Below are 14,816 nucleotides of genomic sequence, written 5' to 3' on the forward strand. Positions count from 1 at the left end.
ATGAATATTCAAGAACTCAAACTAAAATCGTCTGAACAGTTAATAGCCCAAGCAGAAAAGCTTGGGATTGAAAATGCTAGCACGCTTAGAAAACAAGAAATTTTATTTGCTATATTAAAAAAGGTTGCAGAAAAAGAAGAGATAACTGGAGCTGGAGTTTTACAATTATTACAAGATGGATTTGGTTTTTTGAGGGCAATGGAATCAAATTATTTAGCTGGACCAGATGACATCTATGTTAGCCCAAGTCAGATTAGAAAATTTGGTTTAAGAACAGGAGACACAGTTGAGGGTCCTGTTAGAGCGCCCAAAGAGGGAGAAAGATATTTTGCATTATTACAAGTAGAAAAAATAAATTTTGAAGAACCAGAAAAAGCTCGTCACAAAATTGCGTTTGACAATTTAACTCCACTCTACCCAAACAAACAAATGGTGATGGAAGTTGAGACAACCAAGATTGAAAAAAAACCAGATTTAACTCCAAGATTAATCGATCTTGTAAGTCCAATTGGAAAGGGCCAAAGATCAATAATTATATCTCCTCCCAAGGCAGGTAAGACAATGATTTTACAAAGTATTGCAAATTCAATTGCAAAAAACTATCCAGAAAGTTACTTGATGGTTTTATTGATTGATGAAAGACCAGAAGAAGTAACGGATATGAAAAGAACAGTTAAGGGTGAGGTTATCAGTTCTACTTTTGATGAGCCTGCATCAAGACACGTAGCTGTTGCAGAAATGGTAATTGAAAAAGCAAAACGATTAACCGAGCATAAAAAAGATGTAGTAATTTTATTAGATTCGATCACAAGGTTGGGTAGAGCTTATAATGCAGTAATTCCAAGTTCTGGTAAAGTATTAACAGGTGGAGTTGACGCGAATGCTCTTCAAAGACCAAAAAGATTTTTTGGTGCTGCAAGAAATATTGAAGAAGGTGGATCTTTAACAATCATCTCAACAGCATTGATTGATACTGGATCAAGAATGGACGAAGTAATTTTTGAAGAATTTAAAGGAACCGGAAATAGTGAAACAGTTTTGGATAGAAAAATTGCCGAAAGAAGAATTTATCCAGCAATTGATATAACTAAGTCTGGAACAAGAAGAGAAGAATTATTGTTTGATAAAGATGACCTTTCAAAAATGAATGTACTAAGAAGAATTATCAGTCCTATGGGAACAATGGATGCTATTGAATTTATCAATTCAAAACTTAAAGAAACAAAAAGTAATTCAGATTTCTTTAGTTCAATGAACAAACCAGCCTAAGTTCTAATGTTTGATTTAGATAATAAATAAGTTAATTTAGGTTTTTTTATTAAAAATTTCCAAATATGACTTTTCCAAATTTTCAGTGAATCTTTCACTGTTGAATAAGTAGCTATCTTTTATTTGAGTTTGAATTTTATTTTTTAATTTAACTAATTTTGACTTATTGTTAGCTAAATTTACAGCAATATTTTCGTAATCTAAATTATTTGTTGCAACAAGTTCTTTTAAATCAATAGAAGAATAAACACTGGCTCCAACTCTTGAGGGAAAAGATGCGCCCTTCCTTATTATCATTGGTAAGTGTGCTTTTAAATAATCATAAATAGTCGAGTGTGAATTGTATGGATAAGTATCAAGAAATATATCTGCTAATTTTAGTCTTTCAACATGATCACTTATATTGTTAATATGGTCTGCAAAGATTATTCTTTCTGGATTCAAACCTCTTTTTTTTGCTTGATGCTTCAAGTTTTTTTTTGCTGTTTCATTATTTGATTTAATCCAAAGCACACTTTTTTTAGTTCTTTTTAAAATTTTTATCCATACATCAAAAATTTCAGGATTAATCTTGTGAGGATTATGAAAAGCACAAAATACAATTTCTTTTTTAGGTAAATTTAATTCTGATCTGGAAAATTGTTTTTTTGATTTTTTTAAAAATAAATTGTTAGAATTTGGAATATAACATGTAGGTAAATAGGATACTTTTTCTAAATAGTGCTTTTGGTCAATTTTTGGTATAACTGTGCTATCAGCAATAATATAATCTATAGATTTTAGTCCCATAGTTCCAGGATAACCCAAGTAGTTAATTTGTATTGGTGCAACTCTATTATAAAATATACTTGTACGTGAGTATTTTGTTAAACCACTTAGGTTTACAGCTATGTCAATTTTTTCTCTATCAACCAGTCTAAGTATATTCTCATCAGACATATCACTAATTTCATAAAATTTTGTAAAATATCCAACCACTGAATCTTTCCAAATATTTTTTTTTTCACTTGGTGTGTGGGAAAATGCATAAATTTCAAAAATAGATTTATTATGATTTTTAAAAATATTTCTCATGGTATGTAGTACAGGGTGATCATAAAAATCTCCTGAGAAATAACCTACTTTAATTTTATTATTTTTAGTTTTATTTCTTTTTAAAATAATTTTAGAATAATTTTTAAATTTATCATTTATAAAATTATTTGAGTTTTTTTTTTGTAATTCTGGATTGTCAAATAGATAGTAAATAAATAATGGATCTATAAAAATTTTATTATCTAAAATTTTTTTTTTAATTAATTTTGTTAAATTATCCAAATCTTCCCAATCAAATATAGACATTTTGTTTTCAATAATATTTTCAAGCAAATTATGAAATTCAGGATTTTCATTATAGATTTTATTTAATTCTATTAAGGAATTTTCATATTTTTTTTGAAGATTTAAAATGTACGCTTTATTACTTATTGCCTCGAAGTAGTTTTGATTGATATTTATAGCTTTGTTATAAGAATTTATAGCCTCATCATAATTTTTTAATTTTTTAAAAACATTTCCCAGATTGTTATGTGCTTTTGGGTTTAGAGGTTGAGTTCTAATAACAAAATTAAAGTCGTTAACTGCATCATTAAACTTTTCTAACTTACTTAAAGATATTCCTCTATTTATATGAGCATCAATATAGTCATCTTTAAGTTTAATTGCTTTATTGTAATTTACCAAAGCTTTTGAATATTTTTCTTTTTCAGCCAAAGCAATACCAAGATTATTGTATGCTTCTGGAAAATTTGAATTTAGTTTTATTGAGGTATCAAAATGGTTAATGGCCTCATCAAACTTTTTAAGCTGCAAAAATGTAGTACCTATCAAATAAAATAATATATAATTATTTTTATAAATTTTCACTAGATCAAGATATATTTTTTGTGATTCTTTAATTTTTCCAGACGAATGAAGTTGTTTCGCTATGTTAAATTTTTCTTCATAATTATTCATAAATAAAATTTTAAAAAGATGTTAAATTTAAGATATAGTAGATATATTTTATTAAATGACAATTTATGCTTTATCTACTGGTCCTGGAATTTCTGGAATTGCTGTTATTAGAATTTCGGGCAAAGAAACTAGAAGAACTATAGAATTGCTAACTAGCAAAAAATTACCAAAACCAAGAGTAGCAACTGTCAGAAAAATCAATAAAATCAACACTTCAGAGCTTATTGATGAGGGTATAATATTATGGTTTCCTGGCCCTGAGAGCTACACAGGCGAGGATATGGCTGAATTTCATATACATGGTAGCAAAGCAGTAATTGACGCCCTGCACCACTCTATTTCAAAAATTGAAAATTGTCGTTTAGCTGATCCCGGTGAGTTTACAAAACTTGCATTTCAAAATGGAAAAATAAATTTGCTGAAAGCAGAAAGTATTGCAGATTTAATTTCGGCAGAAACTGAAATTCAAAGACAACAAGCAATAAAAATTATGAATGGAAAATCTGCAGATAAATTTAATAGTTTAAGAGAAAAACTTTTAAAAATTTTATCTCACGTTGAAGCAAAAATAGATTTTCCAGATGAAGACCTGCCTGAAGATATTTTGAAAAATATAAAAAAAATTTCTAATGAAGTAATTTTAAATATAAAAAAAATTTTAGATGATCAGAAAGCTGGTGAAAGAATTAGAGAAGGTTTTAAGATTGCAATCATAGGACCAACCAATGCTGGAAAATCTAGTTTACTCAATCACCTCTCTAATCGAGATGCAGCAATCGTTTCAGAAATAGCTGGAACAACAAGAGATGTAATCGAGACACACTTAAATATTGATGGTTTTCCAGTTGTAGTTTCTGACACTGCAGGAATTAGAGACTCTAAAAATGAAATAGAAAAAAAAGGAATAAAATTAGCACTTGATAAAGCAGAAAATGCAGACTTAAAGTTGATCGTTATAGACGCTAAAAGTATTGATTTTAAAGGAGTTTTGAAGGAATTGATGGATGAAAATGCAATTCTTGTAGTCAATAAATCTGATCTTTTAAAAGAAGATTTAAACTCTGAAATAAAAAATTATGAACATGTTTTAATTTCAGTAAAAAACAATCTCAACGTAGAAGATTTAATTTTAAAAATTAAAGATAAATTAAAAAATAAATTTATCACAAGTGAAGATATTTTAATTACCCGTGCAAGACACAGGCAACATCTTGAACAAAGTTTAAATTATTTGAAAAACTTTGAAGAAAAAAATGAAGCTGAAGACTTTGATAAAGCTGCAGAAGATCTTCGTTTAGCAACACGACATTTAGGAATGATTGTTGGAAAAGTAGATGTCGAAGAGATATTAGGTAGTATTTTCAATGATTTTTGCATTGGCAAATAATCAACATTTAAGGGGTTTTTTAGCCTATTTTCTCTATTTTAGTAGATAACCATAACTAATTCTTCAATTTTAATCATAAAAACGTAGCCTTAATTAACTTAAGAAATATTTATTAAAAAAATACTGTCTGCTTGTAAATATTTATATCAGTTATAAATTTAACTTATGAAAAATGATTTATCATTTGAGGTAGTAGTTATTGGAGGAGGACATGCTGGCTGTGAAGCTGCTGCAGCGTCTGCTCGTCTTGGAATTAACACTGCCCTATTTACACACAAAATTGAGACTATAGGAGAGATGTCTTGTAACCCAGCGATAGGTGGTCTTGGCAAAGGTCATCTTGTTAGAGAGATAGATGCTTTAGACGGTGTGATGGGAGATGTTGCAGATAAATCAGGTATACAATTTAGATTATTAAATAGAAGTAGAGGGCCAGCGGTACAGGGGCCTAGAACGCAATCAGATAGATCATTATACCGTAAATATATGCAAGAAAAATTGATAAACTATTGTAATTTAAGCATTTTTTCTGATCCAGTGATAAAATTTATTTTTAATAAAAACTCTATAAGTGGTTTTGAAACAAAGTCAGGTAAAAAAATTTTATGTGGTAAGTTAATCTTAACAACGGGCACATTTTTGAATGGTTTGATTCATATTGGTGATGAAAGAACACCAGCTGGAAGGTTTGATGAGAAGCCTTCAACAGGATTAAGCGAACAACTTGAAAAATATGATTTCAAAATAGGAAGACTTAAGACAGGAACACCACCCAGGCTTGATGCTAGAACAATTAAGTATGATAATTTAGAAGAACAGTTTGCAGATGAGGATCCTTATTTTTTTTCTTTCTTAACTAAAAAAAATTTAAACAAACAAGTTTCATGTCGGATGACATATACAAATGAAAAGGTTCATAATATAATTCAAAAAAATCTAAAAAGAAGTGCCATGTACTCAGGAAGCATACAGGGGGTTGGTCCAAGATATTGCCCTTCAATAGAAGATAAGATAGTAAAGTTTGCAGATAAGGACCGTCATCAGATATATTTAGAGCCTGAGGGGTTAAATGACCACACAATATACCCAAATGGAATATCTACTTCACTACCTGAGGATGTTCAACAAGAAATATGTAACAATATCAGTGGTTTAGAAAATGTAAAGATAATTAGACCCGGTTATGCCATAGAATATGACTATATCGACCCAAGAGAACTATTTTTAACTCTTGAAACTAAGAAAATTCAAAATTTATACCTTGCTGGTCAAATAAATGGAACAACAGGATATGAAGAAGCTGCGGCCCAGGGATTAATCGCAGGAATTAATGCTGCGTTATCTTTTAAAAAAGAAGAGCCATTTATTTTGGATAGATCAGATGCATATATAGGAGTTATGATAGATGATTTGGTAACAAAAGGTGTTGCAGAGCCTTATAGAATGTTCACATCAAGGGCAGAATATAGACTAAGTTTGAGAGCAGATAATGCAGACCAAAGGTTAACAAATAAAGGAATTAAAATTGGATTAATATCAAAAGAAAGAGAGAATATTTTTAAAGATAAAGAACATAAATTAGGAATAATATCTAAAATAATGTCTGAATCATCAATATCTCCAACAAAAATAAAGAACTTTGATATTAAAATTGCAAAAGATGGCATTTTAAGGAAATCTAATGAAATATTAACTCAAAAAGGTGTTGATATGAAAAAAATTAGAGAAATTTGGCCTGAAATTCCTTATTTTGATAAAAAAATAGATGAGCAAATTGAAATAAATGCTCATTACAGAGGCTATCTTAAAAAACAAAAAGCAGATATACTAGCATTTAAAAGAGACGAAAATTTAGTTATACCTGAAAAAGTTAATTATGATGATCTTTCTGGACTATCAAATGAGGTAAAAGCCAAATTTAAAAAAATAAAACCAAAAACTATGGGACAGGCACTGAGAATTGATGGAATAACTCCAGCTGCCGTATATATTTTGTTGTCACATGTAAAAAGAAAGTCTATTAAGCTATTAGCTTAATGGAAGAAATTTTTAAAAAATATTCACTGCTAAAAGATCAAAATGTTCCACGTGAAACATTAATTGAGTTTGAGCTATTTATATCCATGCTACAGCATGGAAATGATAAAATTAATATAATAAGTAAAGAAACAGCGAAAAATGAAGTTATTAGAGCACGTCATATAATTGATTCAGCGCAAATTATTGAATTTGTTGATTTAAATAGTAGTAGAATAACAGATTTAGGTTCAGGTGGTGGTATGCCAGGTATAATTATATCAATTATGATTAAAAATCAGAAAAATTCGATTAAAGTTCACTTGTATGAAAAAAGTCACCATAAAAGTTCTTTTTTAAGAAAAGTATCTAGAGATTTAAAATTAAATACTGAAGTTATGCAAGAAAATATTTTTGAAGCAGAAAATTTAGACTCGGGTACAATAATGGCAAGAGCCTTTAAACCTTTACCAATAATTTTAGATTTAGTTTATAAAAATTTTAACAGTTATAAAAATTTAATTGTATTCATGGGAAAAAACGGAGAAAAAGTTTTAGAAGAAACTTTAATGAATTGGGATTTTGATTTTGAAAAAAAAAAAGTATTACGAGCGAAGATTCATTTTTATTAAATATAAAAAATATAAAAAAAAAAATTAAAAACAATTATAAAACTAAATGCAAATTATTTCTGTAATAAATCAAAAGGGTGGAGTTGGAAAAACAACAACAGTAATTAATCTTGCAGCAGGTTTAGCACAACAAGAGAAAAAAGTTTTGGTTATTGATCTAGATCCACAAGGAAACGCTACTACGGGTCTTGGCCTTTCCAATTTGGAAGGCTCGACGGATACTATTTATGGTGTGCTGAATGGAACAAGAGTCATATCTGATGTGATTAGAAAAACTGAGATTAAAAATTTGGATATTATCACTTCGAATGTAGATTTATCTGGACTTGAGGTTGAGACAGCTGATGATAGCATGAGAGCATTTATTTTAAAACGCGAATTAACCGCTTATTTAAATGATTCTAGAGCAACCTATGATTATGTGCTTATAGACTGTCCGCCATCACTAAGCTTGCTTACGGTTATGGCTCTTGTGTCTTCTCACTCACTATTAGTTCCACTGCAGACCGAATTTTTTGCTTTAGAGGGTTTAACCCAGCTAATGAAAACCATAGAACGGATAAAAGTTAATTTAAATCCTGAATTAAAAATTAGAGGCATACTTTTAACAATGTTTGATAAAAGAAATAAGCTATCCACACAAGTTGAAAAAGAAGCAAGAGACTATTTTAATGAAAAAGTTTATCTAACAGTGATCCCAAGAAATGTTAGACTGTCTGAGGCACCATCTCATGGCATGCCAGTTTTAATGTATGATAAATCTTGTCCTGGTAGTAAATCATATTTTAACTTTACAGATGAGTTTATTAATCAAGAACAAAAAATAGGGAGCGCCGCATAATGGATGCAAATAAAATAAAAAAAGGCCTAGGTAGAGGTTTGTCATCTTTAATAGGTGAAACAAAAGCAGAAATAAATGTCAATACAGTTTCGATATCTGATCTCGTAAGTAATAAATTTCAACCAAGAAAAACATTTGATGAGGAAAGTTTACAAGATTTAACTAACTCAATAAAAGAAAGAGGCATTATTCAGCCAATTATGGTCAGAAAATTTAGTGAAGATAACTCAAAGTATGAGATAATTGCAGGTGAGAGAAGGTGGTTGTCAGCACAAAAAGCAGGACTACACGAAGTTCCAGTGGTTATAACGAACATAGATGATTTAAAATCTTTAGAATTTGCAATTATTGAGAATGTTCAAAGAAATGATTTAAATGCAATAGAAGAGGCGCAAGGTTATCAGCGTCTTATTGAAGAGTTTTCATATGATCAAGAAAAAGTAGCCCAATTTATTGGAAAAAGTAGAAGCCATATTGCTAATTGTTTGAGATTACTTAACCTTCCACAAGCAGTTTTAAAGTTAATTGAAACTCAAAAACTATCAGCAGGACATGCAAAAATTTTAGTAGGTCTGGATAATGCAGAGTTTGTTGCAAATAAAATAATTGAAAAAAATCTCTCGGTTAGACAGTCAGAAAATTTTGTTAAAATATTTAAAACTAAAAAGCACTCTCTTAAAGCATCTAAGGATATTAACTTACAAGTCTTAGAGAACTCAATTAGAGAAAAAATTGGTCTCAATGTTTTAATTAAAAATAAAAAAAATAATTCAGGATCTTTATTATTAGAATATAAAGATTTAGATCAGTTGAATAAAATAATTGAGATTATTAAATCTAATTATTAGTTTTTTTTGAATTATTAATTATAAAATCTGCCAATATATTTTTAGCAAGCACTGAGTTTTTTTTAGCTAAAAGTTCAATTTCATTAGTTTTATAAATTAACTGCTCTAATCCATCTTTTTTCCAAGACCTTATTTGCTGAGCAACAAGAGGTTTGTCTTTCCAAAAAATTGGTGGTTTACAAGCAGAAATTGCTTGATCAATATTGTTTTTTTCATCAACCAATTCATGAATTTTAACTAGTCTTTTTAGTTTAGCTAATAATGTTCTAATAATTATGATATTATCTTCGTCTGAATAGTTATTTTCACCTAAAATAGTGACAGTTTTCCTAGTATTTTTAGCAAGTGAGTGATCCACGAGTTCCGAGGCGCTATAATTGTCTGCAAGGTTAGTTAACTTAATTATTTCTAGAATGTTCAAATTTTTTTTATTTAATGAAAAATTTTCAATCTTTTCTAATTCGTTATTCAGATTTTTTCTATCACCCCTACTTCTTTCTACTAAGACATTAATTAATTGCTGAGATATTGGGATTTTTTTATTTCTAAAAAAAAGACTAATAATTGAATTTAAAGTTTGATTATTATCTTCATAAAATGGGATGCATACAATTGATTTTTCTTTTTCGAATAGTTTTCGTAAAGTAGATTTTTTTTCTAAATTTTTTGAATTTAAGATAATTTGTATATCTTCAGGGTTTTTTCCCATCAACTCTTCTATGATTGTTTTAATTTTATCTGTAGCTCTATTAATAATTATGAGTTTTTCATTATCAAAAAAGGATTTAGTAAGAACGCTATTAAAAAAGATATTAATATCATCTAGTATCTCTTTTTCTTCATATCTATGAATTTTATCTTGATAGTTTTTTTCAAATAAATTTTTAATATTCTCTTCTTTTAGACCTTCATTATCACCATAGAATAGATAAAATTTATAATTATTTAGTTTTATTTTGTTTAATTCAAACGACTTTAGTATCATTGAATATTAGATAGTTTAAAAATTAATTTATCAGAAGCTGCTTCAGCCAAATTATTTTTAATATCTTTTTCATGCTGTCTCAATTCAAATTTATTAGAAGTATTATTGTAATTAAAACTTTCCAAAATTATAAAATTGCTTTTAAATTTATTATTCATCAAAACTTCTACATTAATAGAAATTGAATTTTTAAAGGATGTGGCATCACCGGCAGTATTTTTTGACAAAATTATTTTTTCTGAAGTGCTAGAAATTCTTAGTATAAAATCTTTCTCTTTTTTATCCTGAGCATAGTTATTCAGTTTTTCTTTGATCTTTAGGTTAATTGTTTTATCTCCGACAAAGCTTAAATCACTCACTGTAAAATCATAATTTACTGAATTTTTTTTGGAGTATATTGCTTCATACCCACAAGATGATAGTAACAATAAAAGAAGAAATATAATTTTTTTTTGAAGCATATCTTATAGTATAATATTTATAAGTCTGTTGGGTACAAATATTGATTTTTTTATTACTTGGTCTTTTAAAAATTTTTTAATTTCCAGGTTTGTTTTTACGATCTCTAAAATTTCTTTTTCAATCACATCTCTTTTTACTTTTAAAACAGCTCTTTTTTTGCCATTTATCTGAACAACAAAGTTAATATCTTCTTCTATCAAATCTACCTTTGAAATTTTTGGCCAATTTATTTTATTTTCATTAATGGTACTTAAACATTCATTTGAAAAATGGGGAATAAATGGATTCATTAGAATCAAAATTTTTTTATAGTTATCAATTAAAATTTCTTTTTTTATAGGTTTGTCTATTTCTTTAATTAAAAAATTATACATTTCATAAAGGTTAGCAACTATTACGTTATAATGAAATTTTTCTAGGTTTTGGGTTATTTTATTAATTAGTTGATTAGTAAATTTAGTTAAATCTTTACCTTCATCGTCTTGGTCATTATCTTTTATTTTATCTAAAATTTTAGAATTTAATGTCCATAGTTTTTGAACAAATTTAAATGACGCTAACATTCCCTGATCAGACCATTGCACATCTTTTTCTGGAGGACTGTCTGATAAAATAAATAATCTAACAGAGTCTGCCCCATAATTTTTTATTATATTCTCTGGATCAATAGTATTTTTTTTAGATTTTGACATAGACTCTGTCGGTCCAACAACCACCTGCTCTGATGAGCTGTCCTTTTTGAAAAATTTTTTACCATCTTCTGAAATTACCTCATCAGGACTTAACCATTTATTGTTTTGGTCTTTGTAAGTTTCGTGACAAACCATTCCTTGTGTAAATAATCCATCAAATGGTTCTTTTAATTTAAAATCATCATTTTTATAAGAGAGTGCTTGCATAAAAAACCTTGAGTATAATAAATGTAAAATGGCATGTTCAACACCTCCGATATATTGGTCAACTGGCATCCAATAGTTAGCCTCTTCTTGAGTAAATCCACGATCTAAATTATTTGGTGAACAAAACCTTAAAAAATACCAAGAAGAATCTACAAAAGTATCTAATGTATCGGTTTCTCTTCTATATTTTTTGCCATCTAAGATAAAAAATTTCCAGCTATCCTCAGAGTCTAAAGGGTTTCCTGTATTATTTAATTTTTTAATTTCTGGAAGTTTAACTGGAAGCATATTTCTTGGAATTTTAACAGGTTGATCATTTTCATCATAAGCTATTGGAATGGGACAACCCCAATACCTCTGTCTTGATATACCCCAATCTTTTAATCGATAATTAGTTTTTTTTGTCCCCAAATTATTCTTTTCAAGAAACTCAATAGTTTTAACTATAGATTCACTTGGAACCTTTAGACCATCAAGGAATTTAGAGTTATAAAGATAGCCTTCGCCTGTGTAAGCTTCTTTATCTATCTTAAAATCATTTTCCTTTTCAGGTTTAACAACAGGTGTAATTCCTAAGTTATATTTTATTGCAAAATCTAAATCTCTTTGATCATGAGCTGGACAACCAAAAACTGCACCAAGTCCATAATCCATCAATACAAAATTTGCAAAATAAACAGGAACTTTAATACTCTTATCCAGTGGGTTAATTGCAATCAGATCTGTTTTAAAACCAAGCTTTTCTGCAGAGGCAATAGATTCTTCTGTAGTACCTGTCTTAGAACATTCCTTTTTAAATTCTTGAAACTTTTTATCTGTTTCATAATATTTAGCTAAAGGGTGATCAACTGAAAGAGCTAGAAAAGAAAAACCAAATAAGGTATCTGGTCTTGTTGTATAACACTTTATATTATCAATAGGTTTGTTGCTTTCTATTTTAAACTCTATTTCACAACCAAAGGATTTTCCAATCCAATTTTTTTGCATTACCTTAACTTTATTAGGCCAGTTATTTAAATCATCTAGACCTTCTAAGAGTTCCTCAGAAAATTTTGAGATGTTAAAAAACCATTGATTTAGTTTCTTTCTTTCCACTGTGGCGCCAGACCTCCATCCTTTGCCATCTACAACCTGTTCATTTGCAAGAACTGTTTGATCAACTGGATCCCAGTTAACATAATTTTCTTTTCTATAGACTAATCCTTTATCATACAGTTCTAAAAAGAATTCCTGTTGATGTTTGTAGTATTCAGGTGAGCAGGTTGATATTTCTTTACTCCAGTCAATCGAGAGCCCAAGTTTTTTAAGTTGAGACCTCATGGTTTTAATATTTGACTCAGTCCATGTTTTTGGATCTAAATTATTTTGTCTTGCTGCATTTTCAGCTGGCATTCCAAATGAGTCCCAACCCATAGGGTGTAGAACATTATATCCTTGTAGGGCTTTAAATCTGGCAAGTACGTCACCTATCGTATAATTTCTAACATGACCCATATGGATTTTACCAGACGGGTAAGGAAACATTTCTAGACAATAAAACTTTTTTTTTGTTTTTTCAATTTTAGAAGAAAACGTATTTTCTTGATCCCAATATTTCTGCCATTTATCTTCTACTGTTTTGAAATTATATCTATCCACAAAATTTAATTTTTATTTTAAATTTAAAGCTTAATATTTTTGTTTGCCTTTATACTCTTTGGAATTCTTTGCTTTTTTTTGTATCTCATAAAGCGCTGCTGTTTTTAAAATTTTCTCTTTTAATTCAGTAACTAGATTCCCTTTTTTTTCTGAAATCACGCAATTTAATTGAGGTAAACATTTTTTATTAAAAACTTTAATATCTAGTGCATCAGATCTTATTTCATTAGTTAAAAATCTTATTGATATTTTAATGCTTTCATTTGAAGCTTGATCTGTTGAATACCAATCTGTAATTATTAATCCACCACTATAGTTCACTGACACCAAGGGCATAAAATCGATCGTATCTAGCGAAGATCTCCACAATTCATTAGAGCTTGCAAATTCAAAAACTCCACCTCCAGAATTACTAAAAGTTTCTGAAAGTCTAAAGCCCCGACCTTCCTCTAAATTTTTTGCCACTCTCTTTTTTGGATCTGGATCATATTTTCTTGCGTCAGCCCCAGGAAGTTTGCCACCACATGAATTTAAAAAAATAGAAGAAATAAAAAGAATAAAAATAATTTTTAAGTTTTTAGAGGAAATCATAAATAATTTAATTGTTAATTTGGTCATTTTATACAATATATTTTAAAAAATGCTAAAAATATAAGAAAATAGCCATTTTTAAAGTGATGTATAAATACAACACTTATCAGAATTTTTACGATAAAGGTATATTTTATCTAATGAATTAGACTTAAATTGATACATATTCTGTGTTTATTATTAATAATAAAAAACAAAGTATAAATAACAACAAACAAAGGAAAAATATGAACTTAAAAAAAATAGGTTTAACAGCATTAGCTGGTTCACTTGTTGCTACATCATTAGTTGCTGGCGAAATGGCAGTTACTGGTTCAGCAAGCATGAAAGTAAGACACGTTGACGGCGGTGCTGCTAACGCAGGAAAAGCATTCTCAATGGGAAACCAACTTGAGTTTGCTGGTTCTGGAGAATTAGACAATGGATTAAATGTTTCATTATCTTTCGTACTAGACCAAAATGATGACTCGACTACAGGTGGTACAGCTAAGTCAACTAACGATGGTGCGCCATTTGATAGTCACTCAGTAACAATCAGCTCTGACGCTCTTGGAACTTTAGCGTTCCATGGTGAAGGTGGATCTTCTGCTCAATCAGCAATGGATACTACTGCAGCAGGTGATCTTTGGGATAACGGTTATGGTATAAGTTTAGCCGATGACCCTAAAGCATCAGCAACTTCAGACAATATGATCTTTTACACATTACCATCAATGGTTGATGATTTAACTGTAACAGCTTCATATACGCCACAAGGTGCAAATGCAGATTCAAGTACTGCTTTTGGACTTTCATACGCAGGTGTTGAAGGTTTATCATTAAACTATGCACAAGGTGAGGATAACTCTACTGCTGCTGCATCAGTTGATGTAACTACTATGAAATTATCATATGCTTATGGACCAATTTCTGTAGGTTACAGTGATACTGAGTATGATGGAGAGTCAACTGTAACTACTGTAGACCAAGATGTTACATCTTACAATGTATCTTACACTGTATCAGAAAACATCTCTATAGCTTACGGTGAGGAAGAAATAGCTCTACCAAATGCTACTTCTGATGAAGACATCAAAGTATCAGCTATTACAGCTTCATACACAGCTGGTGGAATGACTGTTTCAGCTATGATGGGTGATGCAGACAACATGTCTCATACAACTACTGCTACTGAAGATAGAAGTATGTGGCACCTAGTTGCATCATTTGCATTCTAATTTAATTTAGAACACAAATTATTAAAAGGGCCCCTT

At 29.3% G+C, this 14,816-nt stretch carries 11 protein-coding genes and 1 pseudogene; 7 read left to right on the forward strand and 5 right to left on the reverse strand.

The window, feature by feature from the left end:
* Positions 1 to 1,269 carry a transcription termination factor Rho gene (rho, locus tag AC5SL0_RS06720; RefSeq protein WP_494618200.1) on the forward strand — a complete coding sequence of 423 codons (1,269 nt, stop codon included), beginning with the start codon at positions 1 to 3 and terminating at the stop codon, positions 1,267 to 1,269.
* A gap of 36 nt (positions 1,270 to 1,305) precedes the next feature.
* Here rho and AC5SL0_RS06725 read toward each other — a convergent pair whose 3' ends face one another.
* A complete protein-coding gene (locus AC5SL0_RS06725; RefSeq protein ID WP_494618202.1) occupies positions 1,306 to 3,264 on the reverse strand; it encodes an O-linked N-acetylglucosamine transferase, SPINDLY family protein in 1,959 nt (652 codons plus the stop codon).
* A 55-nt stretch (positions 3,265 to 3,319) separates the two neighbouring features.
* Here AC5SL0_RS06725 and mnmE point away from each other — a divergent pair, with 55 nt between their 5' ends.
* The 5 genes and pseudogenes from mnmE to AC5SL0_RS06750 all read left to right on the forward strand — a co-directional run bounded on the left by mnmE (position 3,320) and on the right by AC5SL0_RS06750 (position 8,988).
* On the forward strand, positions 3,320 to 4,651 hold the full coding sequence (mnmE, locus tag AC5SL0_RS06730; protein ID WP_494618204.1) for a tRNA uridine-5-carboxymethylaminomethyl(34) synthesis GTPase MnmE: 1,332 nt from the start codon (positions 3,320 to 3,322) through the stop codon (positions 4,649 to 4,651).
* A gap of 165 nt (positions 4,652 to 4,816) precedes the next feature.
* Positions 4,817 to 6,688 (forward strand): tRNA uridine-5-carboxymethylaminomethyl(34) synthesis enzyme MnmG, encoded by a 1,872-nt coding sequence (gene mnmG, locus AC5SL0_RS06735; RefSeq protein ID WP_494618206.1) that lies wholly within the window; start codon positions 4,817 to 4,819, stop codon positions 6,686 to 6,688.
* Positions 6,688 to 7,364 (forward strand): annotated as a pseudogene (locus AC5SL0_RS06740) (16S rRNA (guanine(527)-N(7))-methyltransferase RsmG). Before mnmG ends, AC5SL0_RS06740 begins: the two are co-directional and overlap by 1 nt.
* Positions 7,346 to 8,140 (forward strand): ParA family protein, encoded by a 795-nt coding sequence (locus AC5SL0_RS06745; protein WP_494618208.1) that lies wholly within the window; start codon positions 7,346 to 7,348, stop codon positions 8,138 to 8,140. Before AC5SL0_RS06740 ends, AC5SL0_RS06745 begins: the two are co-directional and overlap by 19 nt.
* A complete protein-coding gene (locus tag AC5SL0_RS06750; RefSeq protein WP_494618210.1) occupies positions 8,140 to 8,988 on the forward strand; it encodes a ParB/RepB/Spo0J family partition protein in 849 nt (282 codons plus the stop codon). Before AC5SL0_RS06745 ends, AC5SL0_RS06750 begins: the two co-directional genes overlap by 1 nt.
* Here the strand turns inward: AC5SL0_RS06750 and holA are convergent.
* Genes holA through AC5SL0_RS06770 form a run of 4 tightly spaced genes read right to left on the reverse strand, consistent with a single transcriptional unit; the run spans position 8,978 to position 13,590 of the window.
* A complete protein-coding gene (holA, locus tag AC5SL0_RS06755) occupies positions 8,978 to 9,973 on the reverse strand; it encodes a DNA polymerase III subunit delta (protein WP_494618212.1) in 996 nt (331 codons plus the stop codon). The genes AC5SL0_RS06750 and holA overlap by 11 nt on opposite strands.
* Complete coding sequence (locus AC5SL0_RS06760; protein WP_494618214.1) at positions 9,970 to 10,434, reverse strand: hypothetical protein; 465 nt, start codon at positions 10,432 to 10,434, stop codon at positions 9,970 to 9,972. Before AC5SL0_RS06760 ends, holA begins: the two co-directional genes overlap by 4 nt.
* Positions 10,435 to 10,437: 3 nt before the next feature.
* Positions 10,438 to 12,972, reverse strand: a complete 2,535-nt coding sequence (gene leuS, locus AC5SL0_RS06765) for a leucine--tRNA ligase (protein ID WP_494618216.1) — start codon at positions 12,970 to 12,972, stop codon at positions 10,438 to 10,440.
* Positions 12,973 to 13,002: 30 nt separating this feature from the next.
* On the reverse strand, positions 13,003 to 13,590 hold the full coding sequence (locus tag AC5SL0_RS06770; protein WP_271616276.1) for a DUF3576 domain-containing protein: 588 nt from the start codon (positions 13,588 to 13,590) through the stop codon (positions 13,003 to 13,005).
* Positions 13,591 to 13,790: 200 nt separating this feature from the next.
* On the opposite strand from AC5SL0_RS06770, the gene AC5SL0_RS06775 reads away from it, so the two are divergent.
* On the forward strand, positions 13,791 to 14,780 hold the full coding sequence (locus AC5SL0_RS06775) for a porin (protein WP_494618218.1): 990 nt from the start codon (positions 13,791 to 13,793) through the stop codon (positions 14,778 to 14,780).
* Positions 14,781 to 14,816 lie beyond the last annotated feature (36 nt).

Source organism: Candidatus Pelagibacter sp. PS_16, assembly GCF_059417965.1.